The following is a 12,811-nucleotide window of genomic DNA, read 5'->3' on the forward strand; positions in this document are numbered from 1 at the left end:
AATTTAGATAACAAAAAAGCAGGCTTTTAGCCTGCTTTTTTAATAAAAAACATTTTTTGTATTAGTTAAAAATGTTTTCAATATCACGTTTGTTAAATTGGTATTCTTTTAAACAATATTGGCAGTTAATTTTAATAGCGCCTTGTTCTTTCGCATCTTCAAGCAATGCATCTTTACCAACATTAACAATTGCATCTGCAATTTTATCGCGGCTACAGCCACAGCGGAAACTTACTGGCTGAGGATCAAATAAACGCGGGTTATCTTCATGATAAAGGCGCGTTAACACTGTATGACCATCAAGATTTAATAACTCTTCGTCTTTAATGGTATTTGTTAACGCTTCTAAATGCGTAAAGTCTTCTTCCGCTTTTTCTTTGTTTACAGGTAATACTTGTAGCAACATGCCTGAACACTTTTCTGCGTCAGCATCAGTGCTAATCCACATGCGTGTCCGTAGCTGTTCAGACTGTTGGAAGTACTGCTCTAAACATTCAGCTAGGCTGTCTGACACTAAAGGTACAATACCTTGGTAGCGCTCGCCTTTAAGTGGGGTAATGGTAATAACCATATGACCTTTACCAATTAGGTTTAACACGCCAGTATCTGTAATCTCACCTTGAATACGGGCAATACCACGCATAGTTTGCTGGTGGTTACCATTAATCACGGCATATTTTACAGGTCCATCACCTTGTAGTTGAACGGCAATTTCGCCTTCAAACTTTAACGTTGCTGTAAGTAAACAGGTTGCTACTAATAGCTCACCGATCAACTGCTTCACTTCAGTTGGGTAATTGTGGTTTTCGACTATCTCTGAAAACGTTTGATCAAGTTGTACTAACTCACCACGTACATCATGGTTTTCAAAAATATATCTGTGTAATAAATCTTGCTGCATTGGTCAGATACCTTGTTTCAAGCGTACTGCTTGATAAATGTTAACTATGTTTAAATTTAATAAGCTCACGACGCTGCTTTTTATCAGGGCGTTGTTCAGGGCTTGGAGAGAAAAAGGCATTGTTTTTACGTGCCCAAGCGTTTTCTTCACGCTTTTTCTCGCTCTCTTGTGTTTCCTGATACAACGTTTGCGCAATTGGCGCACCGCGTCTTTGATCGCTAATTTTTTCGATGGTGACAATTTTTTCATCAAATCCTTGCGAGAATTTAATTGTCGCACCTAACTCAACGGTTTTGCTAGGTTTGCATCGCTGGCCATTGTAGTGAACTTTGCCCCCAAGAATCATTTCGCGAGCAATCGCACGTGTTTTGTAAAAGCGTGCAGCCCAAAGCCACTTGTCTAATCTTACGCTTAGACTGTCGTCGTGATCTGAAGTGTGTGTTGAATTCTGCTTTTTACTCATGGAGTGAGTGAATAATTGCACTGAAAAGTACGTGAAATATACCATAAATGCCAATATAGACAAAGTTGATACATTTATTTACCAAAAATAGAGACAAAGGGAATCAAGCCCTGACACAGAATTGTCATATTTACAGTGTAAATTCCAGCCACTTTCCAGATTACCTGCTTGTTGTAGAAAAGCTGACAGGTTAAGATGGTCGTTCAAAAATAAGCAAACAAATTATAATAATGCAGATAAACCAAGCGCAAATCGAACAGGTTATAGCAAAATTTCCACATAAAAAAGCAAGCAATATTGTACTTATTGTTGTGGTTATTTATGTCGCATTTTTAGCTGCGCAATTAACTTGGATGTTATGGCCAAAGCCGACTCAGCAAGCTGCATTTATTACTGTGAATAACAGTGATTCGGGTAGCGCATTCAACTACAGCAGTAAAGAGCTGGTATCGCAAAATATTTTTGGTAATGCAACGCAACAAGCAGAGCAGAAAACAGAAGAAATTATCAGTGATGCACCTGAAACAACGTTAAATATTAAATTAACGGGTGTAGTGGCGATTGCTGGCGATGAAAAAGCTGGTCATGCCATTATTGAAAGCCAAAATATGCAAGAAACCTATTCAGTAGGCGAGTTAGTTAAAGGTACTCGTGCACAAATCGAAACCATTTTTGCGGACCGCGTAATTATTAAAGTGAGCGGTCGTTTCGAAACCTTAATGCTCGATGGTATTGATTACTCAAAAACCGTTAAGCAACCTACCAAAAAACAAGGCAAGTCATTTAACCAACTTCGTTCAGCAAATGAGTCTCCGGCTCCTGCAATAAATGCAACGAAAAATGCAGACCTTAAACAAGAACTAAAAGCTAAGCGCAGAGAATTACTTGAAGAACCTGGGAAACTTTTTGATTATATTCGCATCTCACCTAAACGGGTTGATGGACAAATTGTTGGATATAACCTTAGCCCAGGTAAAGACCCTAAACTGTTTTCACAAATGGGGCTTAAAAGTGGGGACCTTGCGACTTCAATTAATGGCTATCAGCTAACCGATATGAAACAGGCTATGGCAGCGATTGGTGAACTTAGAAATGCATCATCTGCGACAATAGTTATCGAGCGTCAAGGGCAAACTCTCGACGTGCTATTTAGCCTAGAATAAGAATACGACTCGGAGTAACTAAATGAAAAGCGTGTTAAACCTAAGCAAGGTTTACAAAGGATTACGTAAATATGCAGCATTATTAGTTGCTGTAGGTGTTTCCTATTCTGCACTTGCGGTGGAGTATTCACCTAGTTTCAAAAATACAGAAATCACTGAATTCATTAATGTTGTTGGTAAAGACTTAAAAAAAACCATCATCATTAACCCTAATGTGCGTGGCAAAATTAATGTGCGCAGTTACGAGGCGATGGACGAAGAGCTGTATTACGAGTTCTTTTTAAACGTATTAGAAGTATACGGCTATACTGCAATTGAAATGGAAACCGGTTTTATCAAAATTGATAAAAGTGCCGACGGCCGTAAAAAGAATGTTCCTGTACTGGATGACGATGAAGAAGTGACGGGCGATGTGATGATCACCCGCGTTGTGCGTGTAAAAAACGTTAGCGTACAAGAGCTTGGTCCAGTTGTTCGTCAGTTTAGTGACCAAAAAGGCGGCAGCCACGTGGCACAATACACCGCATCAAACGTAATGATGTTAACGGGTCACGCGGCAACGGTTAATCGCCTTGTACAGGTAATTAAACAAGTTGATAAAGCCGGTGACCAATCGGTTGATATTGTGAAGCTTAACTACGCGACAGCCACCGACGTTGTGTCAGTTGTCGAGACCATTTATAAGCCAACTACAGGTAAAAATGACATTCCAGCGTTCTTAATCCCTAAAGTGGTTGCTGATGAGCGCACCAACAGTGTCATCGTAAGTGGTGAAGGTGAAGCGCGTGACAGAGCGATAGCCCTAATTAAGCGCCTTGATAACGAGCTTGAAACGCAAGGTAACACCAAAGTATTTTACCTAAGTTACGCCAAAGCAGAAGACTTAGTGAAAGTTCTACAAGGTGTGAGTAAGTCAATTAATGACGAAAAGAACCAAGGTAAAACATCTGGTCGTTCAGCTAACAAAGATCAAATCAGTATTGAAGCGCACGAAGACACAAACTCAGTTGTAATAACAGCAAATCCTGATGTGATGCGTTCGCTTGAAAAAGTAATCAAAGATCTCGATGTGCGCCGTGCACAAGTACTTGTTGAAGCGATTATTGTTGAAGTACTTGAAGGCGATGGCGTTAACTTTGGTCTGCAGTGGATTTCAGAACAAGGCGGCATGGTACAGTTTAACAACGGCAGCAGCGCACCAATTGGTTCTATTGCCGCGGCGGCAGAGTTAGCTCGTGATAAAACAGTTAAGAAAAATGTAATTGGTTCAGAAACGGGCACAGGCACACAGTACGATGAAACCGTTGAAGGTAATATTGAGCCGTTAGCTGGTCTACTTAGCAGTATTAGCGGCTTAGCAGTGGGGATCGCGAAAAACGATTGGGCGGCGATTGTGCAGGCAGTATCATCAGATACTAACTCAAATATTCTAGCAACACCTTCTGTAACCACTATGGATAACGAAGAAGCGTCGATGCTAGTTGGTCAAGAAGTGCCTATTCTTACTGGCTCAACGTCAAGCAGTAACAATACCAACCCATTCCAAACGGTAGAGCGTAAAGAAGTGGGTGTAAAACTGAAAGTAACACCACAAATCAACGAAGGTACAGCGGTTCAATTAAAAATCGAACAAGAAGTATCAAGTGTATCAGGTGCAACTGCGGTTGATATCTCAATTAACAAGCGTTCGATTAGCAACACTGTACTGGCCGATGACGGTAGCATGGTAATTCTCGGCGGCTTAATTGACGAAAACGTACAAGAAAGCGTGCAAAAAGTGCCATTGCTAGGTGATATTCCAGTGCTTGGTCACTTATTTAAATCAACGTCTTCAACTAAGCAAAAACGTAACTTATTGGTCTTTATTCGCCCGACAATTCTGCGTGATAGTGTAAGCATGAACAAGCTAAGTCATGGTAAGTATAACTTTATTCGTGGCGAGCAGGTAAAACGCAAAGACGATGGCATTAACTTAATGCCAAATGAAGTACCACCAGTACTACCAGAGTGGAACGATGCGCTTGTGTTACCACCAACGTATCAAGAGTTCTTACACGGCGAAAACAAAAAGAATCAGCAAGATGACTGAGATAGTTTCTGAGGTTAGTGTTGCACCCGTAGTGCCTGTTAAGCGTTTACCATTCAGTTTTGCTAAGCGCTACAGCATCTTGATGCAAACACAAAACAACGAGTTAGTAGTAAGTTACGCAGGCGACTTAAATCAGCAGGCATTACTTGAAGTAAGGCGTGTTGCTGCAAGTACCTTTTCGCTTAAGCAAGTGACTAAAGATGAGTTTGAGTTACTGTTAGAGGTGGCTTATCAACGCGATAGCTCAGAAACACAGCAGATTATGGAAGATATCGGCAATGAGGTCGATTTGTTCTCGCTGGCAGAAGAGTTACCGCAAACAGAAGACTTACTTGCCTCAGAAGATGATGCGCCAATTATCAAACTAATCAACGCCATGTTAGGTGAAGCGATTAAAGAAGGTGCATCGGATATCCATATTGAAACGTTCGAGCAAAACTTGGTAATTCGTTTCCGTGTTGATGGTGTTTTAAAAGAAGTATTAGAGCCAAATCGTAAACTTGCATCATTACTTGTCTCGCGTATTAAAGTAATGGCAAAGCTCGACATCGCAGAAAAACGTGTTCCGCAAGATGGTCGTATTAGTTTGCGTATTGCAGGCCGTGCAGTTGATGTACGTGTTTCAACGATGCCATCAAGCTTTGGTGAGCGTGTCGTATTACGTCTTCTTGATAAAAACAATGCACGTTTGGATTTGGAAGATCTCGGTATGTCAGAGCATAACCGCAGAACATTCGCCGAATTAATTCGTAAACCGCATGGCATTATTTTGGTTACCGGCCCAACAGGTTCAGGTAAAAGTACCACCTTGTATGCGGGTATGACTGAGATTAATACCCGAGACCGTAATATCCTAACGGTTGAAGACCCAATTGAATATGAAATCCCTGGCATCGGTCAAACGCAGGTTAACCCTAAAGTAGATATGACTTTTGCCCGCGGCTTACGCGCCATCTTACGTCAAGACCCTGATGTAGTGATGGTTGGTGAAATTCGAGATTTAGAAACCGCACAAATTGGTGTACAAGCGTCATTAACCGGTCACTTAGTATTATCAACGCTGCACACTAATACGGCAGCCGGTGCGATTACTCGTATGGAAGATATGGGTGTTGAACCATTCTTACTTTCTTCGTCACTACTTGGCGTATTATCGCAACGCTTAGTTAGAACGTTATGTGACTGTAAAGAGTCGCATGTAGCCGATGAAAGAGAATGTGAATTGCTTGGTATAGAACACGGTAAAGGTGTTGAAATTTGTCGCCCTGTAGGCTGTAGCGAATGTAATCACAACGGTTATAAAGGCCGTACTGGTATTCATGAGTTGCTGGTGGTTGATGAAGCAGTACGCGAACTTATTCACGATGGCAAAGGCGAACAAGCCGTTGAAAAATACGTACGTAAAACCACGCCAAGTATTCGCCAAGACGGTTGTAACCGTGTACTTGCAGGGCAAACGTCACTTGAAGAAGTGCTTCGCGTGACGCGTGAGGAAAGTTAATCGTGGCTGCGTTTGAATATAAAGCGCTCGATGGTCGCGGTAAAAATAAAAAAGGTATTTTAGAGGCAGATACCGCAAAGCAAATTCGCCAAATGCTGCGCGAAAAAGGGCTTACGCCACTAGAGGTGGAGCAAGCTGCGGATAAAGAAAAGCAGCAAGTTAAAAATCGTGGTGGATTGTTTAAAGCAAAAATATCTGCGCATGAGTTATCACTGATCACGCGTCAATTAGCAACGCTTGTGCAATCAGCGTTGCCTGTTGAAGCTGCTGTTCTTGCTGTGGCAGAACAATGTGAAAAGCCACGTTTAAAAAGCATGTTGATGTCAGTGCGTTCAAAAGTGGTTGAAGGTTACAGTTTGGCTGAAGGCCTAGCTGAGTTTCCTCATATTTTTGACCATTTATATCGTGCTATGGTTGCTGCGGGCGAAAAGTCGGGGCACCTTGATCAAGTATTGGTGCGTTTGGCTGATTACACTGAACAAAGACAGCATATGCGTAGTCAAATAACGCAAGCTATGGTCTATCCCATTATTCTTGTTGTATTTGCTGTCGCAATTGTATCTATTTTGCTGGGCACTGTGGTACCGACCATCGTTAAGTCGTTTCAAAGCTCAAAGCTGGCATTGCCTTGGACCACTGAAACAGTAATTGCGGCAAGTAACTTTATTCAAAATTATTGGCTGTTTTCATTAATCGCCATTTTTGGCAGTATCTTTGCCATTAAGAATGCGTTAAAAAAACCGAAAATACGTTTTTGGTTCGATGCCCGTGTATTGCAGCTACCGTTTATCGGTAAAGTAGCGCGTGGCCTTAATACAGCACGATTTGCAAGAACGCTAAGTATTTTGTCATCGAGTTCTGTGCCGCTGTTAGAAGGCATGCGAATTTCGGGCGAAGTTTTAGCAAATGAAAAAATGAAAGCAGCAGTCGCTGAGGCAGCAGTAAAAGTCAGTGAAGGTGCCAGCCTTAAAGCGTCACTTGATCAAACTAAACTGTTCCCACCTATGATGCTGCATATGATAGCCAGTGGTGAAAAGTCAGGCGAGCTTGAACAAATGTTAGAGCGCTCGGCAGATAACCAAGATAAAGAGTTTGAAGCGTTAGTGAATATTTCACTAAAGCTACTAGAGCCATTAATGATTGCGCTTATGGCAATCATTGTCATGTTTATTGTAATGGCAATTTTACAGCCAATTATGGCGATGAATAACGCGATCGGATAACGCGATCGGATAAGCGTTAAGTTTTATAGAGGTGTTAAATGAAAAAGCAAAGTGGATTTTCATTACTTGAAATCATGGTAGTTCTGGTAATTATTGGCATGATCATGGCCATAGTTGCGCCGAACATTATGGGTCAACAAGAAGAAGCAAAAATTGACAAAGCACGTATTGATATCAGCGCATTAGAAGATGCAATGAATATGTACAAGCTACGTAACAATCGTTACCCAACAACAGAACAAGGCCTTGAGGCGTTAGTTGAAGAAACAACGATTGAGCCGTTACCAAAACGCTTTCCTGAAGGTGGTTTTATTGAAAAGCTACCCGTTGATCCATGGGAAAGCCCATATCAGCTAGTAAGCCCAGGTGAGTTTAGCAAAATTGATATTTTCTCAATGGGTCCAGACGGTGTTGCTGGTACAGAAGATGATATTGGTAACTGGGATGACGAAGACGAGCGTTAATCGTTAACGTTAGTTTAAATTATGAAAAAGTGGCAAAGCGGATTTAGCTTACTCGAAATTTTAGCGGTATTGGTAATTATCGGCTTTGCCATGAACCTTGTTGTTCTTACGCTTAATGATCAGCAAGAAGAACAACTTGAAACCGAAGCACTTAAGCTTCATACCATGATTAATCTTGCCTCTGAATTTGCCGTTATGAACCAGCTTGAGCTGGGCTTTCATATTGATAAAAATACTAATACGTTTGAGCTGCTGGCGTTTGATAGCGAAAAGTGGGTTGCAATTACAGAGCCTGAAGTATTTAAACCACATCAGTTCAGTGAATTTATTAGTGTTGAAATGGCACTTGAAGATTTGCCGTGGGGTGAGGAAAACTTGTTGCAACAAGTTGACTGGCGTCAGCTTCTTAACAGTGAAGATGAAGAAAGCTTATTGGAACTTGAGAAAATGAAAATTCCACAGGTTTTATTGCTGTCTTCCGGTGAAGTGAGCCCTTTTCAGCTAGTACTAACGCTAACTGATAACGAAAAAGCGCGTCCTTATTACATTAAAGGTGAGTTAATGGCACCGGTTGAATTGTCGCAGGAATTGGACGACGATGCTTAGAGTGCGCGGTTTTACGTTATTAGAAGTGATGATTGCAATGGCCATTTGTGCACTTGCAGGCATTGCCGCAATGAAAGCGGTTGGTGATCACATTAATCACCTATCAAATATTGAAGAGCAACAGCTTGCAAGCTGGGTTGCTGAAAATCAATTAGCAGAATTAACGCTTACTACCAGCTGGCCGCCAGCGGATAATAAAACCGGTGATGAAGAGCAAGCGGGAATTAAGTTTTATTGGCGTCACAAAATTACCAAAACCGAAAGCCCCAACCTCCTTGAAGCAAGAGTGTTAGTGTACTCAGATGAAGCACGTAAACACGATGTTTATGAGCTTATTACTTACATTGCCAAAAGTGAGGGTAAGTAAGTGGTCACTCAGCGCAATAGCTATTTAGGATTTACGCTAATTGAGGTGCTGGTGGCACTAGCAGTATTAGCAATGGTAACGCTGGCAAGCCATCAAATTTTATCGACTGCGATTAATGCCAATCAAAACTCAAAAGAAAAAGTAGCGGAAATAGGCGCTATGAATACGGTTTTCCGTATGATGCAGCAAGATTTTACCCAATTAGCACTACGTAACACACGCAATGAATCGGGTGATAGTTTAGAGCTGTTTTTAATGGCTGATCGTTTTTTATTTGATAGTCAATATCACGGTGTTGCAGGCGTGCGAGATGGTTGGAGTAACCCAGTTAATTTATTGCCGCGCAGTGAATTACAGTTATTCAGTTATGTTGTAGAAGAAGATAACTTAGTGCGCAAATATCGCATTTATGTCGATTCGCTCGATGGCACTGAACCGAAAAGCCAAGTATTACTGGAAGACATTAAAGACTTCACCATTAGTTTTCGTGGCGACAACGATAAATGGGAAGAAAATTGGACAAATCCTAGCTTGCCTAAAGCTATCAAAGTAGAAATCGCGTTAGCCGATGAAATTATCGTAAGTCGCATTTTACTGCTGCCAGAGAATGAGGCAACCTGATGAGGCTAAAGCAAACGGGTGCAGCGTTAATTATTGTTTTATTTGTGGTGGCGTTGGCAGCATCTTTGGCAGTTAAAATGAATGCGCGCTTGATGGTAGAAGTACAGCGTTCAAGTAATCTCGTATTACAGCAGCAGGCACGTTGGTATGCCATGGCGGGGGAAGCTCTGGCTAAGCAATTGCTGATTGAAGTAAAAAAACAAGATAAAGATCGTATCGACTTATCACAAAAGTGGGCTGTTGAAACGCCACCTTACCCTGTTGAAGACGGTACAGTTGCAGGTAAAATCATTGATTTACAGGCGTGTTTAAACCTTAATGCGCTGCGGTTTGTTGACCCAAACAATGCTAGCACTCGAAACTTTAATGAAGCACATAAAACATTAGAGGCGTTACTCGATCTGATTCCTGATTTACCGATGGAAGAATCGAAAGAAGCACTTGCAGATAGTGTATTTGATTGGCTGGATGAAGATAGCATGCCAAAAAGGCAGGGTGTCGAAGAGGGTGAGTACATGTCTTACAGTATTCCCTATATGACAGCCAATAACTTATTTGCTAGCGTATCTGAGCTGAGATTAATTCGTGGCTTTAACCCGATCATCGTGGAAAAATTAAAGCCTTATGTTTGCGTTATTCCCCAATACGATGAATTTAAAGTGAATGTGAACACTCTGCAACCTGAACAGAGTTTGTTATTGGCTGCAATGCTGGATATTTCAGAGAGTCAAGCAGAGACAATAATAAGTCAGCGTCCAAATGAGGGCTGGGATGACCTTAATAAATTCATTAATGATGCCAAACAAAATGGCGCTAAATCGTTAGACGATAAAGATAAACGCTTTGTAATAAACAGTAATTATTTTGAAGCGCAAATAAAGGCAAGCTTCTTTGAAACGAATTTTGCGATGAAATCCATAATACATATAACAGATAATCAAAAAGTTAGTGTACTGGCGCGTAGATTTGGAGGCGTACAGTGAAAGAAACCTTAATTATTCGCTTAGGGCAATCGGTTAATGATCCGATCCATTGGCTTATTAGCAATGCGAATGAAACCATAGCAAGTGGCCGAATTGATAATAGTTTGGTACTTGAAGAATTAGCTGAAAAAGCGCAATCACGGGAAGTTATCGCGCTATTTCCTGCCAGCAAAGTGCAGCTTAAAACAGTAGTTTTACCGACTAAATATAACCGTAAGTTAGAGTCAGCATTGCCATTTATGCTAGAAGAAGAACTGGCGTGTGAACTTGATGATGTCTTGATTAGCATCGGTGAACCTTGCATGTTAGGCGAAAAGCATGCATTGCAAGTGGCTGTATGTCAGCGAGCGTGGTTTGAAAACTGGTTGGATATTTTAAAAACAGCAGAGCTATCGCCAACGCGTGCACTGCCTGATGCGCTGTTACTACCACAATTTGATGACGCCGATGTAACTGTTACGGCGCTTGAAAACAACTGGTTGTTTAGACTTGATGCTTGGCGCATTGCCGAGGTGGAAACAAGTTGGGTAAACGAATTTACTGCGACCCTAGATGCACAATCGCTCGCACATCTTAGCGATTTAGAGTTTGAATATGACAACGCGGTAAAAAAATTAGAACACTATGACTTACCGCTAGCGATTTTTACCAAACAGCTTGCGACGCAGCCATTTAATATGTTGCAAGGTGCATTTCAGGTTAAAAAACAAAGTAAAGGTGTGTGGCCTGTATGGCAAGTGCCTGCTATTGCCGCAGGTGTAGCTTTAATGTTTGGCCTTGTTTTGAAAGCGGTAACTGCGTACCAATTGGAGCAGAAAGTTGCTGTTGCAAAAGCTGAGACAATTGAAGCGTATCAACAAGCATTTCCCGGTTCAAAAGTGCGACCAAACCTAATTCGCCGTCAAATTCAGTCTAAATTGTCACAAGTATCGTCTGGTGGCGAAACCGGCTTTTTGTTCTTACTACACCACCTAACGCCTGTATTTAAAGATGTTGAAGGTTTTACACCTGAAACATTACGTTTTGACAGTAAGCGCGGTGAGCTACGCTTACGCGCCAGTGCAAGAGATTTCCAGAGCTTTAATGTTGTAAAACAACGATTGGAACGTTCAGCGTTGCAAGTCGAGCAAGGATCACTTAGCAACTCGGGTAATCTGGTGGTAGGCGAAATAAAAATTAAGGCGGGTTCATGAACCAGTTAGAAACATATTGGCAGAATCTTAAACCAAATGAACAACTACTGCTGAAATGCGCAGCGGTAATTTTTACCTTGTTTATTATTGTGATGTTAATTATTCGTCCATTAAACAATAAAATTGAAAAAGCGGAAAAAACCTTGCAGCAACAGCAAGAATTAGCGCAATTTGTAAAACAAAGTGCAGCAAAAATTAATGGCGGCAGACAAGGTAAACGCGCGGTGAGTGGCAGCTTAAGTCAGATTATTAATGTTTCGAGCCGTCGCGCGCAAATCAGCATTAGCAAAATGCAGCCAAAAGATGAGACACTGCGTCTTACCATCGAATCAGTTGAATTTAATAAACTACTTATTTGGCTTGAATCACTGGTCGAAGATAGTGGTTTAACGATCTCTGCGATTGATATTAATCGAGGTGCCGAGCCAGGCATGGTAAGCATAAGTCGCTTGGTGGTTGAGAAGTAATATGAAAAAAACGATATCTCTTATCTTGTTATTTATTATCGCATTTATTGCGTTTGTTATATATCTTGCGCCAGCCTCGGTTGTGCTTGGCTTTGCACAAAGCTACTTACCAAAAAATATTAAAGTTGTAGGTGTGTCAGGCACGATTTGGCAAGGTCGCATCGCTCAGGCTCAAATTAATCAACAACTTATTGATAAGCTAGAGTGGCAGTTAAAACCAGCTAGTCTGTTAACTGGCAAGGTGAGTGCTGATATTAAGTTTGGTAGCTTACGGGGTTTTGATACGCCTTACGGTAAAGCGTCAGTTACTTTGCCATTTTCAGCGGAAACGGTGCAGTTAAGCCGTGCTAATATCCGTGTTTCGACATCAAGTATTATGGATAATGTGAAATTGCCAATGGCGCTGCCAAGTAAAGGTAATTTAAAAGTAAAAGTGAGCAATGCTGAATTGCCATTAGTAGCAAAAGATAAGTTGTGTCATGTTTTAGCTGGTAATGCTGAAACGCACAATTTATCGGTGCAAGGTCTACAAGGTTGGATTGAGTTTGACACTATCAAGGGTAAGCTTGGGTGTGATAATGGGTCGCTAACTTTAAATATTAATGAAGAGAACCAACTTGGGCTGCAGCTAGAAGCGCAATATGGCATGCGCTTGATGAGTGTTAGTGGCTTTGTTAAACCAGATGCAAGTTTGCCAAAACAAGTTCATGATGCCGTTAAGTTTTTGGGTAAGCCAGATAATAGCGGGCGCTACCCGTTTAAGTTCTAAG

General features: G+C 41.3%; 14 protein-coding genes. 12 read left to right on the forward strand and 2 right to left on the reverse strand.

The features are described 5' to 3' along the window. Window positions 1-61: 61 nt before the first annotated feature. Window positions 62-901, reverse strand: a complete 840-nt coding sequence (gene hslO / locus ACHSBP_RS07860) for an Hsp33 family molecular chaperone HslO (protein ID WP_395388492.1) — start codon at window positions 899-901, stop codon at window positions 62-64. 40 nt (window positions 902-941) lie between these two features. Then, window positions 942-1,364 (reverse strand): ribosome-associated heat shock protein Hsp15, encoded by a 423-nt coding sequence (hslR, locus tag ACHSBP_RS07865; RefSeq protein ID WP_010561253.1) that lies wholly within the window; start codon window positions 1,362-1,364, stop codon window positions 942-944. A gap of 230 nt (window positions 1,365-1,594) precedes the next feature. Here hslR and gspC point away from each other — a divergent pair, with 230 nt between their 5' ends. From gspC to ACHSBP_RS07925, 12 genes are read left to right on the forward strand one after another with little or no spacing between them, the layout of a single operon-like run. Continuing rightward, window positions 1,595-2,527 (forward strand): type II secretion system protein GspC, encoded by a 933-nt coding sequence (gene gspC / locus ACHSBP_RS07870; RefSeq protein ID WP_010561252.1) that lies wholly within the window; start codon window positions 1,595-1,597, stop codon window positions 2,525-2,527. Between the two features lie 22 nt (window positions 2,528-2,549). After that, window positions 2,550-4,616, forward strand: coding sequence for a type II secretion system secretin GspD (gspD, locus tag ACHSBP_RS07875; RefSeq protein WP_010561251.1), 2,067 nt, complete (start codon window positions 2,550-2,552; stop codon window positions 4,614-4,616). Further along, window positions 4,609-6,117 carry a type II secretion system ATPase GspE gene (gene gspE / locus ACHSBP_RS07880; protein ID WP_010561250.1) on the forward strand — a complete coding sequence of 503 codons (1,509 nt, stop codon included), beginning with the start codon at window positions 4,609-4,611 and terminating at the stop codon, window positions 6,115-6,117. The genes gspD and gspE overlap by 8 nt, the downstream gene beginning before the upstream one ends. Before the next feature lie 2 nt (window positions 6,118-6,119). Further along, on the forward strand, window positions 6,120-7,340 hold the full coding sequence (gene gspF / locus ACHSBP_RS07885; protein WP_010561249.1) for a type II secretion system inner membrane protein GspF: 1,221 nt from the start codon (window positions 6,120-6,122) through the stop codon (window positions 7,338-7,340). Between the two features lie 38 nt (window positions 7,341-7,378). After that, a complete protein-coding gene (gspG, locus tag ACHSBP_RS07890; RefSeq protein WP_010561248.1) occupies window positions 7,379-7,804 on the forward strand; it encodes a type II secretion system major pseudopilin GspG in 426 nt (141 codons plus the stop codon). A gap of 21 nt (window positions 7,805-7,825) precedes the next feature. Beyond that, window positions 7,826-8,410: a prepilin-type N-terminal cleavage/methylation domain-containing protein gene (locus ACHSBP_RS07895; RefSeq protein ID WP_010561247.1), complete on the forward strand. Its 585-nt coding sequence runs from the start codon at window positions 7,826-7,828 to the stop codon at window positions 8,408-8,410. Further along, complete coding sequence (gene gspI / locus ACHSBP_RS07900; protein WP_010561246.1) at window positions 8,403-8,777, forward strand: type II secretion system minor pseudopilin GspI; 375 nt, start codon at window positions 8,403-8,405, stop codon at window positions 8,775-8,777. The genes ACHSBP_RS07895 and gspI overlap by 8 nt, the downstream gene beginning before the upstream one ends. After that, a complete protein-coding gene (gene gspJ / locus ACHSBP_RS07905; RefSeq protein ID WP_010561245.1) occupies window positions 8,778-9,398 on the forward strand; it encodes a type II secretion system minor pseudopilin GspJ in 621 nt (206 codons plus the stop codon). It abuts the gene before it with no gap. Then, entirely contained in the window at window positions 9,398-10,381 is a 984-nt protein-coding gene (gspK, locus tag ACHSBP_RS07910; protein WP_010561244.1) for a type II secretion system minor pseudopilin GspK, read from the forward strand. The genes gspJ and gspK overlap by 1 nt, the downstream gene beginning before the upstream one ends. After that, window positions 10,378-11,574, forward strand: coding sequence for a type II secretion system protein GspL (gene gspL / locus ACHSBP_RS07915; RefSeq protein ID WP_010561243.1), 1,197 nt, complete (start codon window positions 10,378-10,380; stop codon window positions 11,572-11,574). Before gspK ends, gspL begins: the two co-directional genes overlap by 4 nt. Next, window positions 11,571-12,041, forward strand: coding sequence for a type II secretion system protein GspM (gspM, locus tag ACHSBP_RS07920; protein ID WP_010561242.1), 471 nt, complete (start codon window positions 11,571-11,573; stop codon window positions 12,039-12,041). Before gspL ends, gspM begins: the two co-directional genes overlap by 4 nt. Window position 12,042: 1 nt before the next feature. Continuing rightward, a complete protein-coding gene (locus ACHSBP_RS07925) occupies window positions 12,043-12,810 on the forward strand; it encodes a type II secretion system protein N (RefSeq protein WP_010561241.1) in 768 nt (255 codons plus the stop codon). Window position 12,811: the final 1 nt, after the last annotated feature.

The sequence above is a fragment of the Pseudoalteromonas sp. XMcav1-K genome, from assembly GCF_044005875.1.
Classification (GTDB): Bacteria; Pseudomonadota; Gammaproteobacteria; order Enterobacterales; family Alteromonadaceae; genus Pseudoalteromonas; species Pseudoalteromonas spongiae.

Coding starts and splice junctions, on each gene's coding strand:
- gspG (WP_010561248.1), top strand. CDS start 7,379: ATGAAAAAGCAAAGTGGATTTTCATTACTTGAAATCATGGTAGTTCTG.
- gspI (WP_010561246.1), top strand. CDS start 8,403: ATGCTTAGAGTGCGCGGTTTTACGTTATTAGAAGTGATGATTGCAATG.
- gspE (WP_010561250.1), top strand. CDS start 4,609: ATGACTGAGATAGTTTCTGAGGTTAGTGTTGCACCCGTAGTGCCTGTT.
- gspM (WP_010561242.1), top strand. CDS start 11,571: ATGAACCAGTTAGAAACATATTGGCAGAATCTTAAACCAAATGAACAA.
- ACHSBP_RS07925 (WP_010561241.1), top strand. CDS start 12,043: ATGAAAAAAACGATATCTCTTATCTTGTTATTTATTATCGCATTTATT.
- ACHSBP_RS07895 (WP_010561247.1), top strand. CDS start 7,826: ATGAAAAAGTGGCAAAGCGGATTTAGCTTACTCGAAATTTTAGCGGTA.
- gspD (WP_010561251.1), top strand. CDS start 2,550: ATGAAAAGCGTGTTAAACCTAAGCAAGGTTTACAAAGGATTACGTAAA.
- hslO (WP_395388492.1), bottom strand. CDS start 901: ATGCAGCAAGATTTATTACACAGATATATTTTTGAAAACCATGATGTA.
- gspC (WP_010561252.1), top strand. CDS start 1,595: ATGCAGATAAACCAAGCGCAAATCGAACAGGTTATAGCAAAATTTCCA.
- gspK (WP_010561244.1), top strand. CDS start 9,398: ATGAGGCTAAAGCAAACGGGTGCAGCGTTAATTATTGTTTTATTTGTG.
- hslR (WP_010561253.1), bottom strand. CDS start 1,364: ATGAGTAAAAAGCAGAATTCAACACACACTTCAGATCACGACGACAGT.